Here is a 22,842-nt window from a genome sequence, read left to right as displayed (position 1 = left end):
TAATAACGTATTGAACAATCAATTGATCATCAAATCATTGGAGGTGTTCCATGAACATACTAATTCTAGGTGGTACCAAATTTCTGGGAAGAGCTCTTACGGAATCCGCTATAGCAATGGGGCATGAAGTAACATTATTTCACCGGGGACTGCACGACGCGAGTGCCTTTCCACAGGTCCGGCATATCATTGGTGATCGGAACGTTGATTTAGCTTTGCTGCAAGGGCAAGAATGGGATGCGGTGATCGATACAAGTGGATATCAGCCAGAGGTTGTAGATGCGGCTGCCAAGTTGTTGAAGGATCAAGTGAAACACTACACCTTCATTTCAAGTGTTTCCGTATATGATGATCTACGGAAAGTGAATTTGAATGAGTCAGCACCAGTGGCTGTATTGGAATCTATAGAAACAATTGATCCAGGGCGGCGTTACGGTGCTCTTAAAGCACTTTGTGAACAAGCGGTGAAGCAATCATTGCCTGATCGAACATTAATCATACGCCCAGGTCTCATTGTTGGCCCGAATGACGCATCGGATCGATTCACTTATTGGCCAGCTCGTTTTCATCGCGGGGGAGACGTACTAGTTCCTTTACCGAAAGAACGGAAGCTCCAATTTATTGATGTAAGAGATTTGTCATCTTGGATTATTCGGCTAGTTGAACAAGGCACAACAGGAACCCTCCATGCAAGCGGCAACAATTATACAATGGAAGAAGTAGTTGAAGCATGTAAAAGTGTAAGTGTTAAAGAAACAGCTTGTTCATGGGTATCAGAGCCATTCTTAGTGGCACACGAAGTAGGGGAGTGGATGGAGCTTCCGCTTTGGATAAAGAGCGATAGTTTAGTCGGGATGTTGGCAATAGATAATGCCAAAGCCTTTGAATCGGGGCTAACTACAAGACCGTTGATCGAGACCGTCCAAGATACATTGGCTTGGGATTTAGGACGATCAGCAGATACAGAGCGCCTTGCAGGAATGGACCCCTCCCGCGAACAAGAACTGCTTGGACTATGGCGTGATTTAAGCAATTGATGGAGATTTGAGTCCAGAAAATAATTTTTCGAAATGTGTGAAATTCAATAGAATAGATGGATAACACCGAATATAATGGAATAGTATACTTTGAGAAAAAGGAAGAGGTGCTGTCCATGTATGATTCTGCGGATATTCAAAGTAATAAGGGAATGGCCATCATTGCATACATCTTGTTTTTTATCCCGCTCATCGCTGCAAAAGACTCCAAGTTTGCATGGTACCACGCTAACCAAGGCCTTACATTGCTTTTGGCCGCAGTCATCTTGAATGTTGTTTTGGGAATCATCCCGATTATTGGTTGGATTCTACTGCCTTTAGCGAATTTGGGCGTGTTTATTTTAGCTATTCTGGGCATTGTAGCTGCTGCTCAAGGTCAAGTAAAACCACTCCCGATTATCGGAGGCTATACACTGTTGAAGTAGTAAGACATACATATGAGAAGCAGGTTGCCGATTGCGGCAGCCTGCTTTTTTTTTAACGCTGCGACTGCCGCGAGAAGCCCGCCGTTAAGCGCCGAAAAGGCGCTTACAGCTCGACGTACCGCGAGAAGTCCGCCGTTAAGCGCCGAAAAGGCGCTTACAGCTCGACGCGTCGCGAGAAGCCTGCCGTTAAACGCCGAAAAGGCGCTTACAGCTTGACACGTCGCGAGAAGCCCGCCTGTTAAGCGCCGAAAAGGCGCTTACAGCTTGACGCGTCGCGAGAAGCCTGCCTGTTAAGCGCCGAAAAGGCGCTTACAGCTTGACACGTCGCGAGAAGCCCGCCTGTTAAGCGCCGAAAAGGCGCTTACAGCTTGACACGTCGCGAGAAGCCCGCCGTTAAGCACCGAAAAGGCGTTTACAGTCCGCACCTGAGGTGTAGCCTCAGTTTTTTTAAACCGATGATGATTTAAAATGAAGCTGCCAATTCAGCAATACGTTGATTTACGTTGTCTGTATACAACCCGCCGTGATAGCAAATAACAGCTTCGATGTCGTATTCGCTGAACTTCTTAAGTGATTGCATCGCTAACTCATAGTCAACAGAGTACTCCGGTATCGGACCGAGAAGTTGGCCATCTGAAACTACTAAGGCATCAGCCGCAATCAATGTTTTGCTCTGTTTGTGGTACAAACTGACATGTCCCGGTGTATGGCCTGGGGTATGTATGACGATAATTCCACCACAGCCCGCAAGTTCGAGTCCATCTTCAAGAATGCCATTGACTGGACCTTTAGGCGGATTCTCCAAAGCTGATCGAAAGGCTTTTCGCCATTCCGGTGAAATATCCGCAGGTAAGCTAGCGACCGCTTGTTCGATCGATTCTGGGGTGATTTTGATCAACATCTTCTCACCTTGAATATAAGGTTTCTCTATTTCACTGGCCAGGATATCAAGCTTATGCGGAGATATGCTTATGAAATCTGGTAAGCTTCCTATATGATCTATATCTTGATGGGTAATAATAATCGTCTTCAAATGACGGAGTGGAACATTATGTTCCTCCATGGCTTTCTGTATAAGCGGCAATATACCGGGATATCCGGTGTCCACCAGAACGGCACCTCCTTCATCGGAAATAAGGGTTGGGTGTATGACATCGATACGCCCCATGATAGGAACTGACAGTTCAAGCATATAAATACCGTTTGCAATCTGCATTTGAATCCCTCCAAAGAGAAATGATAGTGAAAGAACAGTGCTATCATACCTAGGAGGTTGATGGTTTGTCAAACAAATATTTAAATATAACACAAAACTTGAATAAAGTCAATATATTTCTATCTGTGAACTCGACGTATTTAGTTTTGTCCAAATTTTGATCAACGTGTGAATAAAATATGAACAAATTTTGGATTTGTGATATACTATGTTTATAAAGCACTTACATTGAAGGTTTGGAGTGATAATTATGGCAAATAGAGCCGTTTTGATCAGTAGTAATGAGCGCAGTGAGCGCGATGTGATGCCATTAGTCAAGATGATGACAATAGCGGCATGGGCGTTGCTTGGCATAGGATTACTATTAAGTTTGTTGAATATGGATCATTTTAGTGATCGTAATGCCTCTTTGATGGTTGGTATTGGCTTCATGGTAGGTAGTGTGCACATCTATGTGATTCGGACAGCAATTCACTTGGTGCATTCACGTGCAGCTTCAAAGACCGAATGAGTATAACGTATTAAGAGCAGTTAAAAAGCCTTTCAAGTGACAACTTGAAGGGCTTTTTCATTTTCATGCGTTTTCATACATTTCTATAATAGTCAACAAACGTTCTGTGACATTTGTTTTACAGTAAAACGTCGATCCTTTGACGTATTTGTTAAGTTGCGTTTGCGACAGTGTACTTTTATCAGCGAGATGATATCTTGATAATAGATCAGATTTGTTGATAGGGAGGTTAAGTAGGATGAAGAAGAGAACACTCGTACAAGCTATGCTGCCCTTCATGATGGTCGCCATCATTGTTTTATTGGCAGGCTGCAGTAATCAAGCTATGGTACTGGATCCCAAAGGACCTGTGGGTGCAGAACAGAAAGATTTGATTGTGATTTCCACTATTCTATGCACGGTAATCCTCGTTCCTGTACTTGCGCTAACCGCATGGATCGTTTGGCGGTATCGTGATAAAGAAGGCAATAAAGCATCTTATAAGCCGAATTGGGCGCACAGCACGACCTTAGAAATCGTTTGGTGGTCAGTTCCCATCATTATTATTGTAGCCTTGGCTGTCATAACTATTCGTTATACACACGAACTAGAGCCTTCAAAGCCGTTGAAATCCAATAAACCACCCGTCACCATTCAAGTGACATCCCTGGATTGGAAATGGTTGTTTACGTATCCGGAGCAGGGCATAGCAACAGTCAACTATTTGCAAATTCCAGAGGATACACCGATTAAATTCGAGCTAACCTCTGATGCTCCGATGAACTCGTTCTGGGTCCCGCAGTTGGGTGGACAGATCTATACGATGTCAGGTATGGCGATGACACTATATTTGCAAGCCGATGAGATCGGGCATTACTTCGGAACAGGAGCGAATTTCAGTGGTGCGCATTTCGCGGATATGACTTTCGATGTGAATGCAACATCTCAGAGCGATTTCGATGCTTTCGTAGCCAAAACGAAAAAGGTTCCGACAAAACTTACGATGGAAAGCTATGAAGCATTAGCAAAGCCTGGTAAATCGGATGTGCAATATTTCTCCTCCGTGCCAGATGGACTTTTCGAAAAGATTGTAACGAAATATACGAATGGTCAATCCATTCACAGTGGTCATGGCAGTACAGAATCCGTGAAAGAGACGAGTAAGCCTCAATCAACGGACAAAAATGCCCCTATGAACCATAATGATCATAGTCAAATGAAAATGACAAAATGATCGATCAAAGCTTTTGAGAAAGGGAGATCTGCTCATGTTGGATAAAATAAAGCAATTCGCATCAGAGTTTTTCGTAACGGGCGATCCACTCATCCTGGGTGCTCAGGTTAGTATCGGACTCTCGATGATCGCTATGATATTCGTACTGTCTTATTTCAGAAAGTGGGGCTGGCTCTGGCGTGAATGGTTAACAAGTGTTGACCATAAACGAATCGGGATCATGTATATCATTTGTTCGATCATGATGCTGTTCCGCGGCGGTGTGGATGCGCTTCTAATGCGTCTACAGCTAGCGATGCCAAACAGCGAATTTCTACAAGCGGAGCACTATAATCAAATTTTCACAACGCATGGTGTGATCATGATTTTATTCATGGCTATGCCTTTGATGTTCGGTTTATTTAATATCGTAGTCCCTCTGCAAATTGGAGCTCGAGACGTCGCTTATCCGTTCTTGAACTCACTTAGCTTCTGGATGTTCTTCTGGGGTGCTATGCTTTTCAACGTATCGTTCGTCATCGGTGGATCACCGGATGCAGGATGGCTGAGCTATCCGCCTCTTTCGGAAATGTCACACAGTCCTGGTGTTGGACAGAACTTCTATATCTGGGGGATTCAAATATCCGGTATCGGGAGTTTGGCAACAGGGATTAACTTTATCGTGACCATTTTGAAAATGCGTGCGCCTGGCATGAAGTTGATGAAGATGCCGATGTTTACATGGTCCGTATTTTCAAGTTGCATTATGATTATCTTTGCTTTCCCGATCTTAACAGTGACGTTAGCCTTATTATTCCTTGACCGTTTCCTTGGCGCACATTTCTTCACTTTGGATGGCGGCGGGAATCCGATGATGTACATCAATTTGATCTGGATGTGGGGTCACCCTGAGGTTTACATTGTTGTCGTTCCGGCTTTCGGAATTTTCTCGGAAATTGTTTCTACCTTCTCCAAAAAGAAATTGTTTGGTTACAAATCAATGGTTTTTGCCATGTTGATTATTAGTTTATTGTCCTTCTTCACTTGGGCGCATCACTTCTTTACGATGGGGTCAGGCGCGAATGTTAACGCCTTTTTCGCCATTAGTACGATGTTGATTGCGATACCGACCGGAGCTAAAGTATTTAACTGGTTATTCACGATGTTCCGCGGTAAGATTCGTTTTACGACACCTATGATGTGGACGATTGCCTTCATTCCATGTTTCGTTGTTGGGGGCATGACAGGGGTATTGTTATCTGTTGCGCCAGCTGATTTTCAATTCCATAATAGCTACTTCCTAATTGCGCATTTCCATCAAGTCTTAATTGGTGGTGTGGCTTTCGGTTACTTCGCTGGACTTTACTACTGGTGGCCGAAAATGTTCGGCTTTAAGCTGAACGAACACTTAGGTAAATGGGCATTCTGGCTATGGAACATTGGATTCTATGTTTGTTTCATGCCGCAATATTTCTTAGGATTAGATGGTATGACTCGTCGTACGTACACGTACGATTTCGATATGGGCTGGGGACCGTTAAATCTCGTGTCAACCGTTGGTGGTTTCCTTATGGGAGTCGGATTCATTTTCCAAGTATGGCAAATTGCCCACTCGATTAAATTCAGAGAACCGGATGTATCCGGGGATCCATGGGATGGCCGTACATTAGAGTGGTCGATTCCTTCGCCAGCTCCAATTTATAACTTTGCTGTATTGCCAGAAGTAAGCGAGGCAGATGCATGGTGGGAACAAAAGCAGAAGCAAAGCTTAACTACCAAGCAACCAGCCAAGATTGTATATGAACCGATTCACATGCCTAAGAACTCTTCCATTCCATTCCTAATGTCCGCTCTGTGGTTTTTCGCTGGATTTGGTTTTGTATTTAATTGGATGTGGCTGACGATTCCGGCCTTAATTGGTGTCGCGATCACGATGATTGCACGTTCGTTCAGCTATGATACGGATTATTATATTCCTGCTGATGAAGTGAAACGTACGGAAGCCGCATTGAAAGGGGCGAAAGTATAATGGCACATGCAGCTACGCAAGGTGGGCATCACGCCCACGATCATGAACATGATCACGAGTCGCTCAAAACGTTCGGATTCTGGATATTTCTAATCACGGACTGTATCTTATTTGGATCTTTATTTGCAACTTACATGGTTCTTCATCAAAATACAAACGGGGGTCCAACCCCGGAAGAATTGTTCAAGATGCCAGGTATCATTGCGGAAACCTTTATCTTGCTTACTAGCAGCTTCACAAGCGGTCTAGCCGTTCTTGGCATGCACAAAGGGAACATGAAACAGTTAATCGGCTGGCTCGCCGTAACCGTGCTACTGGGAGCTTCATTCGTTGGACTCGAGTTATATGAATTCATTAACATGGTTAATCATGAGGGCGCAACAATTAGCACGAGCGCATTTTTATCAGCTTTCTTTGCATTAGTAGGTACACACGGCTTACACGTTTCGGTTGGTTTGATCTGGATGGTCGGGTTGATGCTGCAATTGAAACGCCGCGGCATCACAGCAGTAACCAAACGCAAAGTGGCTGTCATTTCCTTGTACTGGCATTTCCTTGACGTTGTTTGGATCTTCGTATTTACAGTCGTCTACTTGATGGGGGTGATGTAAGATGAGTCAACCGCATACAGGTTCACATGAAAATCATGACGCTCATGGTTCATTGAAATCTTATATCATTGGCTTTGCTCTCTCGATCATTCTGACCATCATTCCACTCGTTGCCGTCATGAACCATATGTTGAGCAAAACAGGCACAATCGTCTTGATCCTCATCATGGCTGTACTGCAATTCGGTGTTCAATTGTTCTTCTTCATGCATGTGAAAGAGGGCGAGAACGCACGCTGGAATATCATGGCGCTGATTTTTGGCCTTGTCATCTTGCTGACTATCGTAGCCGGTTCGATATGGATTATGACTTATAATCAAGTGGCTCATTAAGAAAAGGAAAGACGTTTTCACCACGTTTGGCGTGGTGGGAACGTCTTTTTTACATGTTTTGTTGGACTGCTGCAATGCCTCGGATAGTAGTGAAACTTAGGAAATGGCAGCTGAGACGATGATTTTCATCGCTAAAGTACATGGAGTACCTGTAATTCCCTCCATAGCGATGAAAAACATTCTTATGCGATGAAAAACATGCTTATAGACGCCGACTCAACCTTAATCCCCTGAAGATGTCACCTGTTACGATGATTCTCATCATTAAATTACTCAGAGTACGTCTAGCATGTCGGCTTGTTTCGTTCCTTAGCTTCACGTTTCTCTTGTTGTACCGCTTTTTCTCCGAATTGATCTAAGCGAGAAGGGCTGCCTGAGGGTCCATTGTTTTTGGGCTTACTATTTCTTCCACTCATGATTTATCACCTCCGTCGATTCAGCTTTTGCTAAATGATTATCGTTCATTCAGTGTGGTAATAAATAGTTGTCTTTCTATCTCGTGCGTGATACATTATGTATCAGAGATACTATTTGTATCATTCATCTAGAATGGACAAGCTATTCTATTGAACGGAGAGGAGCCGAATGATTCGCAGAAGCCAACGATTTCGTAACCATCTCGACGATAATCTGATTCATCTGCATAAGAACTTGTTCATAAGCCCTTCTGATCCACAATATTATGAGAAAGTGATCCGATATATTGACGCTAATTCACCGGAAGCTCATTTTAAGATCGGGCAAAAATTTCACTTAAAAGGGAATTTGAAAAGGGCGATTTTTCATTACAAAGAGGTTCTTCGAACGTATCCATCGCCATTCTATTCGGCTGCTAATCGAGCCATTCGTGAATTGGATCAAGAACAAGCGGAACATGCAGCAAGTATGCAAAAGGCTTTCCCAGAGGCGGAAAAGCGGCTGTTACCTCCATTTATGAAAACAATGCTTATCGTTCTCTTTGTACTTAATTTAATGTTAGTTGTGTTGTTTGTTGGTGAAGCCCCTATTTATAAAACGATTTCGAATATGAAAATCTGGGGTATTGGAAGTGACGTTACGTATGAGACGGTGGATGTCCCGTTTATCATGTACATTGATCCAGAAACCAAAAATGAAGATATTGAAACAGCGTTGCATAAGCAGGCTTTGGAATTAGCCAAGGAGATGCCGAATTCCAGCATTCTTATTTATGGCATCGTTTCACAAGATAACGTGAACAAGGGGAAAACGCTACTTCTCACCAATGATGAATTGACGAAGAGCGCCATTGTTATCGCTCAGTATCATCCCGCGACGGATCGCACAGTAAGAATTCGCTTTCTGAATTCCGAATTTGAAAAGCACCAACCGCTTAGTGCGATTGGTGCTAATTTAGTTCGTACAGCTTTGGAATCGTACCGCAAAGATTATGGAAGGGCTCCTGTTCATCTGAATGCTCTCCTGCAAGATTATCCGAATAATTATTTGAGCTTCATTCCATTAGAAGCGATCACAAGTTCTAATGACATTTCCACGGAGTTTAACGGACGAGGGGGATGGGTCTATGATTCTAGTGTGGCTGAAGTCGAGCAGATGTTTTATGCGAACGCAGCAGGCGTTGGTCGAGTCCCCTATGAGCCCGTACATATTGAAATCAACAAGGCTGAACATCAATTGAAACTGGTTAGCGGCGGCTATTTACTGTGGGTTAAAGATATTGGTCTTGGCGCCAATGGGAGCACACCCCAAGGTGATTTTAGGGTGATGGATCGTGTTCAGCAGCCCAAAGGGAAACATGCACAGGTTTATGGGGAGGCCGGCTTGGGACTTGGAGCGATCGCGCTTCATGGAACATTCGATGAGAGCTCAATCGGCACGGATCAATCGTTGGGTTGTATTCGACTGACGAATCCGGATGTGCAGCAATTATTTCAATTTGTTCCTAAAGGCACAGAAGTTCAAATAAATCTAGCCAAAGGGGCTACGATCCATAATGAGCAAGTGAAGGACACGTTATTGCTAATTCCAATTAAGCTGCCATCCCTTGATGAATCGCCTGAACAGGTATTTCATTGGCTTGGTTAATCACACTTTGTTAATGGCATTACCTATTTTTTCTTGCGAACCGGATAAAAAAGCAGCCAAGGCTTTCCGAAGAATAGTCGGAAGCAGGCTGCTTTTTTAAATTAACTACATTAAGTTTTCTGGGTTGAGTTTTTCCAGTTCAGGGATGATGAAGCGTCCGTCTTTGCGAATGAGAACATCATCAAAGTAGATTTCGCCGCCACCATATTCGGGACGTTGGATAAGCACCATATCCCAGTGAACGGAGGAGCGGTTCGTATTATCCGCTGTCTCATAAGCTTGACCTGGAGTGAAGTGAATGCTGCCATCAATTTTCTCATCAAATAAAATATCTTTCATTGGATGTTGGATGTATGGGTTTACGCCAATTGCAAATTCGCCGATATATCGAGCACCGTCATCGGTATCCAGGATATCATTCAATTTCTTAGTGTCATTGCTGGTAGCTTCAATAATACGACCATTTTCGAATCGTAATACAATGTTCTCAAAAGAAGTGCCAGAATATATCGTAGGTGTGTTATAGCTGATTACACCATTAACGGAGTCCTTCACAGGTGCTGTGTATACTTCACCATCAGGGATGTTTCTCAGACCAGAGCAAGGAACGACGCCAATATTTTTGATTGAGAAGCTAATATCAGTCCCTTTGGCAACAAGGCGAACGCGGTCTGTACGGTTCATCAGGTCGACAAGCGATTCCATAGCGACAGCCATTTTGCTGTAATCCAGATTACATACATTAAAGTAGAAATCTTCGAAAGCCTCGGTGCTTTTGCCGGCCAGCTGAGCCATCGAAGGATTCGGATAACGCATTACGCACCATTTCGTATTGTTAATGCGTTCGTCGAAGAGAGGACGCTGGAAGTATTTCAGATAGAGCCTCATTTGATCATCGGGTACATCGGACGATTCGGTAATATTATCACCACTACGGACAGCTACATAAGCATCCATCTGCTTCATTCGCGCAAGCTCAAATTCGGACCATTGGCTAAATAGCTCTTGTGTACCGGTCATCTGTAAGCTTCTCATGATTGCTGGGTCACGCAGCTCGATGAAAGGTTTTCCGCCTACTGCATATACTTCTTCAATGAAGCATTTGGCGAGTTCGGGGTCTTTGACTCCAATCATTTCAATTAGAATGTTTTCTCCAGGTTGAAGGCTTACTGAATAACGGATTATATTTCGGGCAAAAGTTTGAAGTCTTGGATCTCTCATTCTATAGGTCTCCCTTAATTGAATATAGGTACTTACAAATTATATCGCAACAGGCGTTCTTAAGCCAATAATGACTAATGATTTCGTGGAACTTAGTGGGGTATGCTACAATATATCAAGGAATGACAGACAACAGAAATTACAACTAGAGGAGGACGCAATGGCAAGAGATCAGATTAAAGTACCATTCGGGTACGAACCTCCGGCGGAGACTCATAAAGGAACCGTCTTATTATTTGAAACATTTGAGGACTGGACGGAGACAGAAGTGCACGCTTTTACTAGATGGGCGGAGGAAAGAAAGTTCGTTCGAGCTATCTTTTATCCCCAGCATGAGGAAACCCTTCGGAGAATGGACATACCTTGTCAGCAGCCCTATTATGCCCGTGTGAAGCATTTGGAAAGCCTTCTGGAACAAGTGGATACCACCCTTCAATTGGACTTGGATAAGTGGGAAGGGAAGCGTAAAAAGTACACACCAATAGATACATCTTTGAAATTTTTGACGGATAAAACGCCCGGACCCCATTTTGTGTGTATGAGTGACCGGTATGCGAATCTATTCGTTACGTATCCTTCCTTCAAGGAATGGATAAAAAAAGTAAGACTCGTCATCATCAACCAATTCCATGTCCCTCTCCATGGTAAGCTGAATGAATACGTGGAGAGATGGGAAGTTGTGGATTTTGGAAATGGCTCTTAAACAACGAATCTCGAGTAACAAATTAATCATATTAATTATGGTCGTTATCGTGGCAGGGATGAGTCAAGGTATGCTCCTGCCGCTGCTAACGATCCTTTTGGATCGTTCGGGTGTCTCAACGGAAGCGAATGGTCTGAATGCTGCAGCCCTTTATATTGGTATTTTCTCCACGATGTTCTTCATAGAAAGGCCTGTGCGAAGATACGGATATAAGCCGGTCATCATGGTTGGGATGGGACTGGTCATCATGGCAACTTGTTTGTTCCCGGTATGGCAGCAGATTGGTTTCTGGTTTGTACTTCGTTTGCTTGTAGGGATTGGGGATAGCGCCCTGCATTATGCTACGCAGTTATGGATCGTAACGTCAAGCCCTAAAGAGCGTAGAGGACGTAATATCTCTTTATACGGCATGGCTTATGGTGTTGGTTTTAGCTTAGGACCTGTAGGAATTACCTTGCTCAAGGCTGGTAGTTGGGTTCCCTTTTTGACGACCAGCTGCTTTTTCTTAATCGTTCTGACGCTTGTACTGCAGTTGTCCAATGAGAAGCCAGAGCAACTGGACAAAGTGGAGGCAGTGCATAAGCGTGCTTCAAAGGTATTGGCAATCGCTTGGTTCCCGCTCATTACCTCCTTACTCTATGGCTATATGGAAGCCTCGATGAACAGCAACTTTCCGATTTATGGGCTTCGTGCTGGTCTAACTGAATCTAATATTGGTGTTCTGCTGCCCATCATGGGGGTAGGGGGTCTCATCATGCAGCTGCCGTTAGGGATTTGGAGTGATCGTGTTGGGCGGAAAAGTATCCTTATTGTGAGTGGCCTCATTGGCTCCATCGCATTTCTATGTATTCCGTTTGCAGGTTCGAATCTTTGGTTGATTGGACTCTGTTTCGGCGTTGCCGGGGGTATGGTAGGCTCGTTTTTTTCACTAGGTTTGGCCTATGCGGCAGACATACTACCCAGACATTTAGTACCTACTGCGAATGTACTTGCTTCTATCCAGTACAGCTTAGGGAGTATAGCCGGCCCATTAATGGGAGGACTAGCTATACGTTATGTAAGCACGGCAAGTATTTTTTACTTGATAAGCTTTATCTATGTCTTATTTGCCCTATCTGGGTTTACTTTTCGACGTCAATCTGTATGAAAAAAGGACACTAAACCTAACCAAGGTTTGGTGTCCTTCTTCATTTGTACGTCACTAGCCTATCTCATAGCTCGCAGCTTGATCCGTCATATATCGCTCTGTCAAAATAGTCAACATCGAAATGCCGATTTGATTTTCTCCGCCTTCAGGAATAATAATGTCAGCATATTTCTTAGACGGTTCAATAAATGCGTCATGCATCGGCTTAACGGTCGTCAAATATTGATCAAAGACAGATTGCAGCGTACGTCCGCGCTCATTAATATCTCGGGATAGTCGGCGCAGAATACGAACGTCGGGGTCTGTATCAACGAACACCTTTATGTTCAAAGCGCCGCGAAGCTCTTCGTCAGTTAAGACATGAATGCCTTCGAGCAGCACAATTGGCTTTACTTCGATGCGAATCGTTTCTTCTGAGCGAGCATGCTGCGAGAAATCATATACAGGGATATCAACAGCATTGCCGCTTTTCAATTCTTTTAAATGCTTAAGAAGCAAGGAGTTCTCGAAGGCACGGGGATGATCATAATTAATACGTTCCCGTTCTTCTAATGTAAGACCACTATGATGAAGATAATAATTATCTTGTGAAATTAATGTCACGTTCGTGGACCCTAGCTTGGTAATGATGGATCGAGCTACTGTAGTTTTTCCTGAACCGGTACCACCGGCAATTCCGATAACGAGCATGAAATGTAGTGCCTCCCCAAATAACTTGAAAACCTTCCTCCGTAGTTTAACATAATGTGCATATAAAAAGAAAAAGCGATCGAGTTTCGATCACCTTTTGCAGAGAATATTTGCCTTATCGAATTTGCTTCGGGGTATGGAACTTCTCTTGATTGGCCTCGAGATCTTGTGAAGCTTGCGTCAATTGTTCCATGGTTTGCTTTATCTGCTGCCCATACTCATCATTATTAAAAGCTTGAAGCTGCTCATGCGCTTCGTATACTTGCTGCTTAGCCTCTGTAAGAGCTGCATTTGCAGATTGTATAGAGCGAGGGTTGGCTTGTGAAATGGCTACTTGCAGTTGATGCTCAGCGTCTTGAGCTTGGAGTATAGCATGATCTGCTGTGTCAATGGCGTGCTGAAGCGGCTGCTGATGCTGATGGGTTTCTGTCATAGGGGAATGCCTCCTAAGGATAATTGTTAAGGGTAAAAAAGAACAGCGACTTTACTACATTGCTCCAAAGCTGGGGAAATCATTCTTCGTTTGGGAAATGAAATTATTTCCTGGGGAAGCGCAAAATGTGAGCGTACTTATGATATTTCGACATGAAAAGTCAGAAAATTTCGAATACAAAATCAATTGCATAAAAAGGCTATTGTTTCCAAAATAAAAGTGGACAAACCGCTTGAATATTCATAAGCTAGAGAAGATAGCTTTTTTTTGACATGATTAGACAATTAGGGTCTAAATAGGGGATGAAACGATGAGGAAATGGAAAGGTTTTTGTATAATTGCAGCTGTTACACTAAGTATTTCCGGATGTGGATCATCCAAAACCAATACAATACCAGCAAATTCGTTCACGCCTACCTTAGAGGCAAGTACCACTGTTAATGGAGATTCAGCAACCCTTCGAATTACAACGGACCTTAAGCTTTCCAAAGAGCATTATGATCAACAGCGCAAGCAAGGGGAAGGGCACGTGCATGTTTCCTTGGACAAAGCAGAAAAAGAAATCATGACGACCACTGAAAAAAATTATGAACATTTAAGCAAAGGTCCTCACGAATTAAAAGTTTCCTTACATAATAACGATCACACGCCTTACGATGTAAGCAAGACGATCACGTTTGAAGTGAAGTAGGAGCATCCCATGCCATTTCTTCCAAAGAGATTGAGCTTACAGAAAAGAATTGTTTTCGTCGTAACTGCTGTTACGGTCAGTATGCTCTCAACCATGTTGATCTTCGATACCATAAGTTTAAATCAATCCATTCGAGAAGCCTATGTGAGTCAAATTAGCGGCATGACAATTGCCATCAATGGACGCTATGAGGAATCTCGTTCCGTTGCCGATGTGCAGCAAATATTTGATTATATTCAATACAAAAATACGCGTGTACTCGAAATGAAGTTATACGATAATCAAGGCGTTGTTCTCGCGGCTTCCAATCGTTCTGAAGTTGGTAATCATATGCCTCTTTCTAGGGTAGTCGTTCCTAAGCAGGATCAAACCATTGTTGACCGTGTGCCCATGGCGGAAACGGATAAACCGGTTGTTCGTCTAACGGCGCCTCTTCAGGAGGATGGCCTTGTTGTAGGTGCGGTAGAAGTTATTTTTGATTCCTCTGAGGAAGCCGCGCTGCTGACAAAGCGAACGAAACTTATTCTGATTGTGGGCTTTAGCGTTGCTATTGTTATGTCAACATTGCTATGGCTTATTTTGCGAAGGATTGTTATTCGTCCATTAAGTCGGCTTCGTGAAGCCGCGCTTATTGTGAAGCAAGGAGGAGACCTTCCTAAGCTGCAGTTCAAAGCTTCTCCTGAAATCGCTGAGGTGTCTGAAGCTTTTAATGACATGGTCAAAAATTTGGATGAGCGCTACCATGAGCTTCAACAGGTGCTAAATACGCTGCAGGTGACACAGGACCACCTTGTCCAATCGGAAAAAATGGGGGCTTTGGGTAATTTGGTTGCCGGGGTTTCACACGAAATCAATACACCAATCGGGATCGGTGTAACCGCAATTAGTTATTTGGATCAAAAGACGAAGGAATTTAAGATCCTGTATGAGACGGGGAAGATGAAAAAGTCTGACCTTGAACAGTTCCTATCCGTTACCCAAGAGACGAATGCCATGGTGCAATCCAATTTGGAGCGCGCTTCTTCCTTGGTGCGCAGTTTTAAACAAATTTCCGTAGATCAGAGTGTTGAAGTCAAGCGTACCTTTCATTTGAAGGAGTATTTAGAGGGAATCATCTCAAGTTTGAAACCTACCCTCAAGAAAACAAGGCTCCGAGTAGATGTATATTGCGATAATGAGCTAATTCTTTACACATATCCAGGTGCTTTATCACAAATTATTACGAATTTAGTTATGAATTCTTTGAACCATGCCTATGCGATAGAGGAAGAAGGCAGTTTAACGATACGTGTTGAAGATCATCAAGACTATATTATCCTTGCTTATACAGATGACGGTAAAGGGATGACGCAAGAAGTTCTAGATCAAATTTTTGATCCTTTCTTCACGACGAGCCGCGGCAAAGGCGGAACAGGGTTAGGGATGAATATTGTCTATAATCTCGTTACACAATCACTGAATGGAACCATCGATGGTTCCAGTACCTTGGGTCAAGGAAGTTTATTTACCATTACGATTCCGAAAGAGGAGGAAGCCGTGCAATGACAGGACAAGATGGGTTAATGGACCAGGATGAGCTTCTTTTTGCTGAGGAAGAAGAGACCGATTCAGCTAAGGAAGTTACGATCGAACAAGACCCTTGGGTTGTACTCATTGTTGATGATGAGAAACAAATCCATCAAGTGACAAAAATGGTTCTACAAGATTTTGAATTTGATGGAAAGAAGCTGGAATTCCATAGTGCTTATTCGGCTTTAGAAGCCAAACAGTTATTAAAACAACAGCCGAATGCCTCATTAATTCTTCTAGATGTTGTCATGGAGCAAGATGATGCAGGGCTTCAAATTGTTAAGTACATACGCGAAGAATTGAATAATCAGGCGATACGTATTATTTTGCGTACTGGTCAACCAGGTCAAGCACCAGAGCGCACGGTCATTATGGATTACGACATTAATGATTATAAAGAAAAGACCGAACTCACAACACAAAAGCTGTTCACGACTGTGGTTACGGCACTTCGTTCTTATCGTGATATTAAAACGATTGAGAAAAGCAGATCAGGCTTGGAGGAGATTATTAAGTCATCTGCTTCGCTATTTGAGCTGCAATCTATGAAGAAATTTGCTTCCGGTGTTTTGACACAAATGACATCCATCGTTAACTTACATAAAAATGCGCTTCATTGCAGCTTTGCTGTTACCAAAGGTGTCGAAGATATTTATATCTTAGCAGCGAGCGGGGATTATGCATCCAATCAAGACGAACGAGCACGGGATGTTGTTCCTACGGATGTACTCGAAGAGATTGAACATGCCTTTCATTCCAAAAAAAGCAGCTTCGCATCAGATCGCTTTGTGATTTATTTTCAAAGTAAGATGGGGATGGAAAATGTCATCTATATGAATGGATTCAAAGCGCTCAGCGAGTGGGAACATTATTTAGTTGATATTTATTGTGCGAATGTTTCCGTGGCTTTCGAAAATATTTATTTAAACGAAGAGCTGGAGAGCACACAGCAAGAAATTATTTATACGATGGGTGAAATCACGGAAACGAGATCCAAGGAAACAGGACACCATGTAAAAAGAGTTGCTGAATACTCCCGTTTACTAGCCATCAAATATGGATTATCCGAGCAGGAAGCCGAAGTCATTCGCTTGGCTTCTCCGATGCATGATGTTGGAAAAGTTGGCATACCAGATGCGATTTTAAATAAGCCTGGATCGCTTACAAGTGAAGAATTCGACGTTATGAAAACCCATTCGAATCTTGGGTACGAAATGCTTAAACATTCGAACAAGCAAGTCTTAAATGCCGCAGCTATCATCGCGCAGCAGCATCATGAGCGTTACGATGGAACCGGGTATCCCCAAGGACTTCGCGGCGATGAGATCCATCTCTATGGTCGTATAACCGCATTAGCGGATGTATTTGACGCTCTATGCAGTGATCGTGTTTATAAGAAAGCTTGGGAACTTGATCGCGTGATGGATTTGCTTAAAACGGAACGCGGACGTCATTTCGACCCTGTAATCGTAGATCTCTTCATTAAACATTTGGATGAGTTCCTGGTAATCAAGGAGTTCTACAAGGAGCAACGTTAACGGCATTAATTACCTAAATAGCATAATATGCGAATAGCCTTCTCATACCAGCAAAACCAGACCCTAAATGAACGCGGAGCCCTTGTCCTTGGACAGGGGCTTTTTGTGTTGCGTTTAAAGATTGATAAACGACATCTAGTGAAAAGATGTGTTCGGATAAAAAAAATGCATCGATGAAAATGTCTTTCCCTATTGCAACATTTGCGAGTTTAGGTAATAATGTATCTAGAGAGTTGCCTTTGGTCAACAAATGTGAGCTTGTACAAATTAATTAGAATAATAAGTAAGATGAACGAATTGGGGAGGACATATTTATATGAACGTGATGACTGTAAGAGGGTTTTGGAAAAAGAGTGCTGCTGTTGCATTACTAGGCGTTATGATGACCGTGTCAGCGTGTGCGAATAATGAAAAAATACCTGCATCAACAACTACTTCAACGGAGAAGGAAATTAAAGTCACCACAACAGTAGGTATGATTACAGATATTGTTGAAAATGTTGGTTCCACTCATGTGAAAGTAACCGGTCTAATGAATGCTGGAGTGGACCCGCATTTATATAAAGCTTCGCAAGGCGATATTAAAAAGTTAGATGACGCTCAAATCATTTTCTACAATGGACTGCACTTAGAAGGCAAAATGGTTGAAATTTTGGAAAAGATGGGTAAGCAGAAACCGACTGTTGCCGTGTCAGATAAAATCGATCGCAAAGCATTGCGGTCCGGCGCCGAAATGGAAACGGAGTATGATCCGCACATTTGGTTTAATGTGAAACATTGGATGAAAGCTACTGAGCAAGTACGAGATTCCCTAAGTGAGTTGGATCCAACACATAAAGAAGATTATAAGAACAACGCAGCAGCATACCTTGTAAAACTTCAAGAATTAGACCGCTATGCGACTGAACAAATCGCCTTAATTCCAGAGGCATCCCGGGTTCTAGTAACTGCACATGATGCTTTCGGTTACTTCGGAGATGCGTATCACATTCAAGTTAAGGGACTTCAAGGGATCAGTACGGCATCGGAGTACGGTTCCAAGGATGTAAGTCAGCTCAGAGATTTCTTAGTCGAGAAAAAGGTGAAAGCGGTATTCGTTGAGTCCAGTGTTCCCAAAAAATCGATTGAAGCGGTCATTCAAGGAGCGAAGGAAAAGGGTCACCAAATTCAAATTGGCGGAGAATTGTTCTCTGACGCCATGGGTAAAATAGGAACGCCAGAAGGCACTTATGTAGGCATGGTTCGTCACAATGTAGATACCATAGTAAACGCTCTGAAATAGCAGTCGCTGCTAAGAATGTTTTGCATATAGAATGGTTTAGGGGGAGTGAATATGAAACAGACGAACGCGCCGCTATCGATACAAAATATGACGGTTGCTTATCATAAGAAACCCGTTCTGGAGCAAGTGTCATTAACCATTCCGGAAGGTAAATTAATTGGAATTGTCGGTCCCAATGGTGCAGGGAAGTCCACATTAATTAAAGCGGCACTGGGCTTGATTCCGAGTCTGTCCGGTGAAGTAAAGATATATGGAAAGCCCTATAAAGAACAACGCCATCTTGTTGGTTATGTGCCACAGCGAGAATCAGTTGATTGGGATTTCCCAACCAATGCCCTTGATGTTGTAACGATGGGGCGGTACGGTCATCTGGGTTGGTTCCGCAGACCGGGAAATAAAGAAAAACAAATCGCTATGTCTTGTTTAGAGAAAGTTGGGATGGCTGACTTCGCAGATAGACAAATTAGTCAACTTTCTGGTGGTCAACAGCAGCGTATTTTCTTAGCAAGAGCACTTGCACAAGATGCTAGCTTATATTTTATGGATGAACCTTTCGTGGGTGTAGATGCTGCTACGGAAAAAGCGATTATTACGCTGCTCGGAGAGCTCAAGAAACAAGGGAAGACGGTATTGGTGGTCCACCACGATTTATCCACTGTTAAAGAGTACTTCGATTGGGTTATCTTGCTTAATGTAGGTCTTGTGGACATTGGGCCGACGAATGAAGTATTTACGAAAGATAAATTACAGCAAACGTATGGCGGTAAACTAGCGATCTGGGATCGGGAAGATGCCGCGACGCAATTAGGATAAAAGAGGTGAACAACATGTTGGACTCTTTACTTCACTTATGGTTAGATCCGAATGCGCGATGGATATTACTCGGATGCTCATTACTAGGACTAAGCAGCGGTGTGTTAGGAAGCTTTGCTTACTTACGCAAACAATCGTTGATGGGGGATGCTTTGTCCCATGCGGCCCTTCCAGGTGTCTGCGTCGCCTTCATGATAACGGGATCCAAATCGATCTTTTTCTTCTTGATCGGTGCAGCCGCTGCGGGCTTACTTGCCACACTGAGTATCGGATGGATCACACGGTATTCCAAAATTAAGCAGGATTCGGCTTTAGGTATCGTATTATCCGTGTTTTTTGGTGTAGGTATTGTATTGTTGACACAAATTCAGCATAGCACAAGCGGCAATCAAAGCGGCTTAGATAAGTTTCTATTCGGTCAAGCGGCATCTATGGTTAACTCCGATGTCATTACAATGGCTATCATATCATTCTTATTAGTTGGTATTTGTACGTTGTTTTTTAAAGAATTTAAATTATTAAGCTTTGATCCTGGATATGCGCGAGGTTTAGGTTTTCCGGTGGCGATTCTAGATCACTTCATGATGTTTCTAATTGTCGTTGCTGTTGTAGTAGGGATTCAAGCGGTAGGCGTGGTTTTGATGGCTGCGCTATTGATTACGCCTGCTGTTGCGGCCAGATATTGGACGGAGAGGTTGGGCCTAATGGTCATCTTGTCTGGACTATTCGGGGCTTTCAGCGGATTCGTAGGGACATATCTGAGTACGATGGGAAGTAATTTGCCAACAGGTCCGCTTAGTGTGCTAGCAGCGACGGTCTTATTCGTATTTTCCCTCTTTTTCGCTCCGAAACGTGGACTTGTTATTAAATTAATTCGACAGTCTTCCATGAAACAAAAGATCCAAAAAGATACAGAAGTAGAGTCCTACGTTAAGGCAAAAGGGGTGAGCCAAGTTGAATGATCTGTGGATTATCTTAACTGCTGCTCTTGTCGCTGCTGCTTGCTCTTTGGTAGGCTGCTTCCTCGTATTGCGTAAAATGGCCATGATCGGCGATGCGATCAGTCATTCGGTGCTTCCAGGGATCGTCATTGCTTTCCTGATAAGCGGCTCTAGAGGCTCTATCTTTATGCTTATCGGTGCTGCGGTTATCGGTCTCATAACTGTATTTTTAATTCAGCTTTTTCAACAAAGCGGTGTACAGTCAGATGCTTCTATAGGTGTCGTATTCACAGCCATGTTCTCCATAGGCGTTGTTCTTGTCAGTTTGTATACTAGACAAATCGATCTGGATTTGGATTGTGTCCTTTATGGAGAAATCGCCTATGTGCCATGGAATACCATTGAAGTTGGCGGTGTGAGTATCGGACCTAAAGCCGTATGGGCAGTAGGCTTTGCTCTTCTTCTTAGCAGTGTTGTGATTGGGCTCTTCTATAAACAGTTTAAACTCTGCTCGTTCGATCCAGCACTTGCAGCGGCAGTGGGTATTCCTGTTTTGTTATTCCACTATCTATTGATGGGTTTGGTGTCGATCACAACAGTGGCTTCATTCGAAAGTGTAGGTGCGATTCTCGTTGTTGGGATGTTAATTGTTCCCGCAGCTACAGCTTATCTCTTAACTGAAAAACTTAGTGTTATGATCGTATTGAGTGTGACTGTAGGGGTTATCAGTTCAATAGCTGGCTACTTCGTAGCTTACTTACTCGATGCTTCCATTGCTGGTTGTATGATTAGTGTGGCAGGGGTCATGTTCGTTATTGCTTTCCTATTGTCGCCGACTAATGGGCTGATCATCCGTAAAATTCGCCAAAAACGCGGATTATCAGGGGTAATTCCTGAATCCGTCTAATAAAGTGGTATGAAATCTGCTTCTTTGTCTCTTTTACGGAGATGGAGGAGCATTTCTTTTAATTTACATTTCCTGTATGCTAGAAAGGGGCTAGAGACAGAGAGAAAGAGAAAGAAGGTGTGACCATGGAAGGAATTGGACTCGTACTGGAAGGCGGAGGTATGCGAGGCGTATACACCGCAGGAGTCTTGGAATACTTTATGGAACAGGATTTATATTTTCCTTATGTGGTTGGTGTATCGGCAGGGGCATGCAACGCCGTTTCGTATATTTCCAAACAACCAGGCCGTAATAAAAAAGTAACGATTGGTTATATTAGGGATCACCGATATTTAAGCTATCGCAATTTATTCCGTCATAAAAGCATTTTTGGGATGGATTTCATATTCAATGAGCTGCCAAATAAGTTGGTGCCGTTTGATTACGATGCCTTCTATAACTCACCGCAGCAGTTCGCCATCGGTACAACCGATGCGCATACGGGCGAACCCATTTATTACACGAAGCATCAACTCATGCAGCAAACCATGCCGATTGTTCAAGCTTCAAGCTCATTGCCATTTGTAGCCACACCCATTCATTATGAAGGTCGGACCTTGTTTGACGGTGGCTTAGTTGATCCGATTCCTGTGAAGAAGTCTCTCGCTGATGGGAACAAAAAGCATGTCATCGTACTGACCAAAGAAGAAGGGTATCGTAAGAGTCCCTTTAAACAGCGGTGGCTAGCTAAAAGCTTCTATCCGGCTTATAACGGGCTTGTAAATGTTCTTGTCAATCGAAGTGAAATCTATAATGGAACCTTAGAAACCATTGAACGAATGGAAGCAGATGGAAGTGCGATCGTTATACGACCTTCGTCCAAAGTGGTAGTAGGCCGTATGGAAAAGGATCCTAAGAAACTAGAAGCACTGCACGAGCTTGGGTATCAGGATGCGAAACGAATGGGATCACAGATGAAAGAATGGTTACTTAATTGACTGTAAGGAGCTGTGTACGTGGAAAAATCAAATCAAAAAATAACTACGTTTTTAATGTTTTCCGGCCAAGCTGAGGAAGCCATGAATTTGTATACTTCTTTATTTGACCAATCCGAGATATTGACCATAAAGCGCTATGGAGCGGGTGAAGCTGGCCCTGAGGGAAGTGTTCTGCACGCCACATTTTCACTTCATGGACAGGTATTTATGTGCATAGATAGCTATGTGAAGCATGATTTCACTTTTACACCTGCGATTTCGTTGTATGTCACGTGTGAGAGTGAAGAAGAAATTGATCGTGTGTATGAGAAGTTAGCGCAAGACGGCACCGTGCTCATGCCATTAGGAGCCTACCCATTTAGTGAAAAGTTTGGTTGGGTTGGTGATCGTTTTGGAGTCACTTGGCAATTGACTCTTGCGAAAAACTAGACATATTAATAAAGACCACTGTTCCTTTAAGTGCACCCCATAGAGTAGACATTGGAAAAACCTTTGGGTTAATCTGATGAAAATT

25 protein-coding genes are annotated in these 22,842 nt (G+C 43.2%); 20 read left to right on the top strand and 5 right to left on the bottom strand.

Features of this window, described 5'->3' with window-relative positions; genetic code table 11:
- The first annotated feature begins 50 nt into the window (after window positions 1-50).
- Genes AC58UU_RS25380 through AC58UU_RS25370 form a run of 3 tightly spaced genes read left to right on the top strand, consistent with a single transcriptional unit; the run spans window position 51 to window position 1,678 of the window.
- Window positions 51-1,037 (top strand): NAD-dependent epimerase/dehydratase family protein, encoded by a 987-nt coding sequence (locus tag AC58UU_RS25380; protein ID WP_497319827.1) that lies wholly within the window; start codon window positions 51-53, stop codon window positions 1,035-1,037.
- Between the two features lie 56 nt (window positions 1,038-1,093).
- A complete protein-coding gene (locus AC58UU_RS25375) occupies window positions 1,094-1,462 on the top strand; it encodes a DUF4870 domain-containing protein (protein ID WP_497319826.1) in 369 nt (122 codons plus the stop codon).
- Window positions 1,463-1,474: 12 nt separating this feature from the next.
- A complete protein-coding gene (locus AC58UU_RS25370) occupies window positions 1,475-1,678 on the top strand; it encodes a hypothetical protein (protein WP_497319825.1) in 204 nt (67 codons plus the stop codon).
- A 247-nt stretch (window positions 1,679-1,925) separates the two neighbouring features.
- Here the strand turns inward: AC58UU_RS25370 and AC58UU_RS25365 are convergent, their stop codons facing one another.
- The gene (locus AC58UU_RS25365; RefSeq protein ID WP_497319823.1) at window positions 1,926-2,678 is read right to left on the bottom strand and encodes an MBL fold metallo-hydrolase; all 753 of its coding nucleotides are present in this window, start codon (window positions 2,676-2,678) and stop codon (window positions 1,926-1,928) included.
- A 250-nt stretch (window positions 2,679-2,928) separates the two neighbouring features.
- Between AC58UU_RS25365 and AC58UU_RS25360 the strand changes: the two genes are divergently transcribed.
- The 5 genes from AC58UU_RS25360 (at window position 2,929) to cyoD (ending at window position 7,352) form a co-directional block, all read left to right on the top strand.
- The gene (locus AC58UU_RS25360) at window positions 2,929-3,189 is read left to right on the top strand and encodes a hypothetical protein (RefSeq protein ID WP_171689116.1); all 261 of its coding nucleotides are present in this window, start codon (window positions 2,929-2,931) and stop codon (window positions 3,187-3,189) included.
- 238 nt (window positions 3,190-3,427) lie between these two features.
- Complete coding sequence (gene cyoA / locus AC58UU_RS25355; RefSeq protein WP_497319822.1) at window positions 3,428-4,402, top strand: ubiquinol oxidase subunit II; 975 nt, start codon at window positions 3,428-3,430, stop codon at window positions 4,400-4,402.
- 34 nt (window positions 4,403-4,436) lie between these two features.
- Window positions 4,437-6,410: a cbb3-type cytochrome c oxidase subunit I gene (locus AC58UU_RS25350; RefSeq protein WP_497319820.1), complete on the top strand. Its 1,974-nt coding sequence runs from the start codon at window positions 4,437-4,439 to the stop codon at window positions 6,408-6,410.
- Window positions 6,410-7,021 (top strand): cytochrome o ubiquinol oxidase subunit III, encoded by a 612-nt coding sequence (gene cyoC / locus AC58UU_RS25345; protein ID WP_497319819.1) that lies wholly within the window; start codon window positions 6,410-6,412, stop codon window positions 7,019-7,021. The genes AC58UU_RS25350 and cyoC overlap by 1 nt, the downstream gene beginning before the upstream one ends.
- Window position 7,022: 1 nt before the next feature.
- Window positions 7,023-7,352 (top strand): cytochrome o ubiquinol oxidase subunit IV, encoded by a 330-nt coding sequence (gene cyoD, locus AC58UU_RS25340; RefSeq protein ID WP_047677705.1) that lies wholly within the window; start codon window positions 7,023-7,025, stop codon window positions 7,350-7,352.
- 284 nt (window positions 7,353-7,636) lie between these two features.
- On the opposite strand, the gene AC58UU_RS25335 is transcribed toward cyoD, so the two are convergent.
- On the bottom strand, window positions 7,637-7,768 hold the full coding sequence (locus AC58UU_RS25335; protein ID WP_261300859.1) for a hypothetical protein: 132 nt from the start codon (window positions 7,766-7,768) through the stop codon (window positions 7,637-7,639).
- Between the two features lie 169 nt (window positions 7,769-7,937).
- On the opposite strand from AC58UU_RS25335, the gene AC58UU_RS25330 reads away from it, so the two are divergent.
- On the top strand, window positions 7,938-9,416 hold the full coding sequence (locus tag AC58UU_RS25330; RefSeq protein ID WP_497319816.1) for a L,D-transpeptidase family protein: 1,479 nt from the start codon (window positions 7,938-7,940) through the stop codon (window positions 9,414-9,416).
- Between the two features lie 105 nt (window positions 9,417-9,521).
- Here AC58UU_RS25330 and AC58UU_RS25325 read toward each other — a convergent pair whose 3' ends face one another.
- Window positions 9,522-10,637: an aminopeptidase gene (locus tag AC58UU_RS25325; protein ID WP_497319814.1), complete on the bottom strand. Its 1,116-nt coding sequence runs from the start codon at window positions 10,635-10,637 to the stop codon at window positions 9,522-9,524.
- A gap of 160 nt (window positions 10,638-10,797) precedes the next feature.
- On the opposite strand from AC58UU_RS25325, the gene AC58UU_RS25320 reads away from it, so the two are divergent.
- A complete protein-coding gene (locus tag AC58UU_RS25320) occupies window positions 10,798-11,340 on the top strand; it encodes a hypothetical protein (protein ID WP_497319812.1) in 543 nt (180 codons plus the stop codon).
- Entirely contained in the window at window positions 11,330-12,487 is a 1,158-nt protein-coding gene (locus tag AC58UU_RS25315) for an MFS transporter (protein ID WP_497319810.1), read from the top strand. The genes AC58UU_RS25320 and AC58UU_RS25315 overlap by 11 nt, the downstream gene beginning before the upstream one ends.
- Before the next feature lie 54 nt (window positions 12,488-12,541).
- Here the strand turns inward: AC58UU_RS25315 and udk are convergent, their stop codons facing one another.
- Both udk and AC58UU_RS25305 read right to left on the bottom strand, forming a co-directional pair.
- Window positions 12,542-13,177 (bottom strand): uridine kinase, encoded by a 636-nt coding sequence (gene udk / locus AC58UU_RS25310; protein ID WP_497319809.1) that lies wholly within the window; start codon window positions 13,175-13,177, stop codon window positions 12,542-12,544.
- A gap of 115 nt (window positions 13,178-13,292) precedes the next feature.
- Complete coding sequence (locus AC58UU_RS25305) at window positions 13,293-13,610, bottom strand: hypothetical protein (protein WP_497319808.1); 318 nt, start codon at window positions 13,608-13,610, stop codon at window positions 13,293-13,295.
- 310 nt (window positions 13,611-13,920) lie between these two features.
- Here AC58UU_RS25305 and AC58UU_RS25300 point away from each other — a divergent pair, with 310 nt between their 5' ends.
- The 9 genes from AC58UU_RS25300 (at window position 13,921) to AC58UU_RS25260 (ending at window position 22,757) form a co-directional block, all read left to right on the top strand.
- A complete protein-coding gene (locus tag AC58UU_RS25300; protein ID WP_497319807.1) occupies window positions 13,921-14,301 on the top strand; it encodes a hypothetical protein in 381 nt (126 codons plus the stop codon).
- Between the two features lie 30 nt (window positions 14,302-14,331).
- Window positions 14,332-15,846: a sensor histidine kinase gene (locus AC58UU_RS25295; protein WP_497319805.1), complete on the top strand. Its 1,515-nt coding sequence runs from the start codon at window positions 14,332-14,334 to the stop codon at window positions 15,844-15,846.
- A complete protein-coding gene (locus AC58UU_RS25290) occupies window positions 15,843-17,408 on the top strand; it encodes a DUF3369 domain-containing protein (RefSeq protein WP_497319803.1) in 1,566 nt (521 codons plus the stop codon). Before AC58UU_RS25295 ends, AC58UU_RS25290 begins: the two co-directional genes overlap by 4 nt.
- Before the next feature lie 325 nt (window positions 17,409-17,733).
- The gene (locus tag AC58UU_RS25285; protein WP_497320074.1) at window positions 17,734-18,690 is read left to right on the top strand and encodes a metal ABC transporter solute-binding protein, Zn/Mn family; all 957 of its coding nucleotides are present in this window, start codon (window positions 17,734-17,736) and stop codon (window positions 18,688-18,690) included.
- A 51-nt stretch (window positions 18,691-18,741) separates the two neighbouring features.
- Entirely contained in the window at window positions 18,742-19,503 is a 762-nt protein-coding gene (locus AC58UU_RS25280) for a metal ABC transporter ATP-binding protein (protein WP_497319801.1), read from the top strand.
- A gap of 14 nt (window positions 19,504-19,517) precedes the next feature.
- Window positions 19,518-20,465 (top strand): metal ABC transporter permease, encoded by a 948-nt coding sequence (locus tag AC58UU_RS25275; protein WP_497319800.1) that lies wholly within the window; start codon window positions 19,518-19,520, stop codon window positions 20,463-20,465.
- Entirely contained in the window at window positions 20,458-21,351 is an 894-nt protein-coding gene (locus AC58UU_RS25270) for a metal ABC transporter permease (RefSeq protein ID WP_307559119.1), read from the top strand. Before AC58UU_RS25275 ends, AC58UU_RS25270 begins: the two co-directional genes overlap by 8 nt.
- 125 nt (window positions 21,352-21,476) lie before the next feature.
- The gene (locus tag AC58UU_RS25265; RefSeq protein ID WP_497319798.1) at window positions 21,477-22,328 is read left to right on the top strand and encodes a patatin-like phospholipase family protein; all 852 of its coding nucleotides are present in this window, start codon (window positions 21,477-21,479) and stop codon (window positions 22,326-22,328) included.
- 18 nt (window positions 22,329-22,346) lie between these two features.
- A complete protein-coding gene (locus AC58UU_RS25260) occupies window positions 22,347-22,757 on the top strand; it encodes a VOC family protein (protein ID WP_497319797.1) in 411 nt (136 codons plus the stop codon).
- Window positions 22,758-22,842 lie beyond the last annotated feature (85 nt).

Source organism: Paenibacillus sp. JT22N1, from assembly GCF_059692155.1.
The sequence above is the reverse complement of the archived record's forward strand: the minus strand, read 5'-3'. Positions and strand labels throughout refer to the sequence as shown.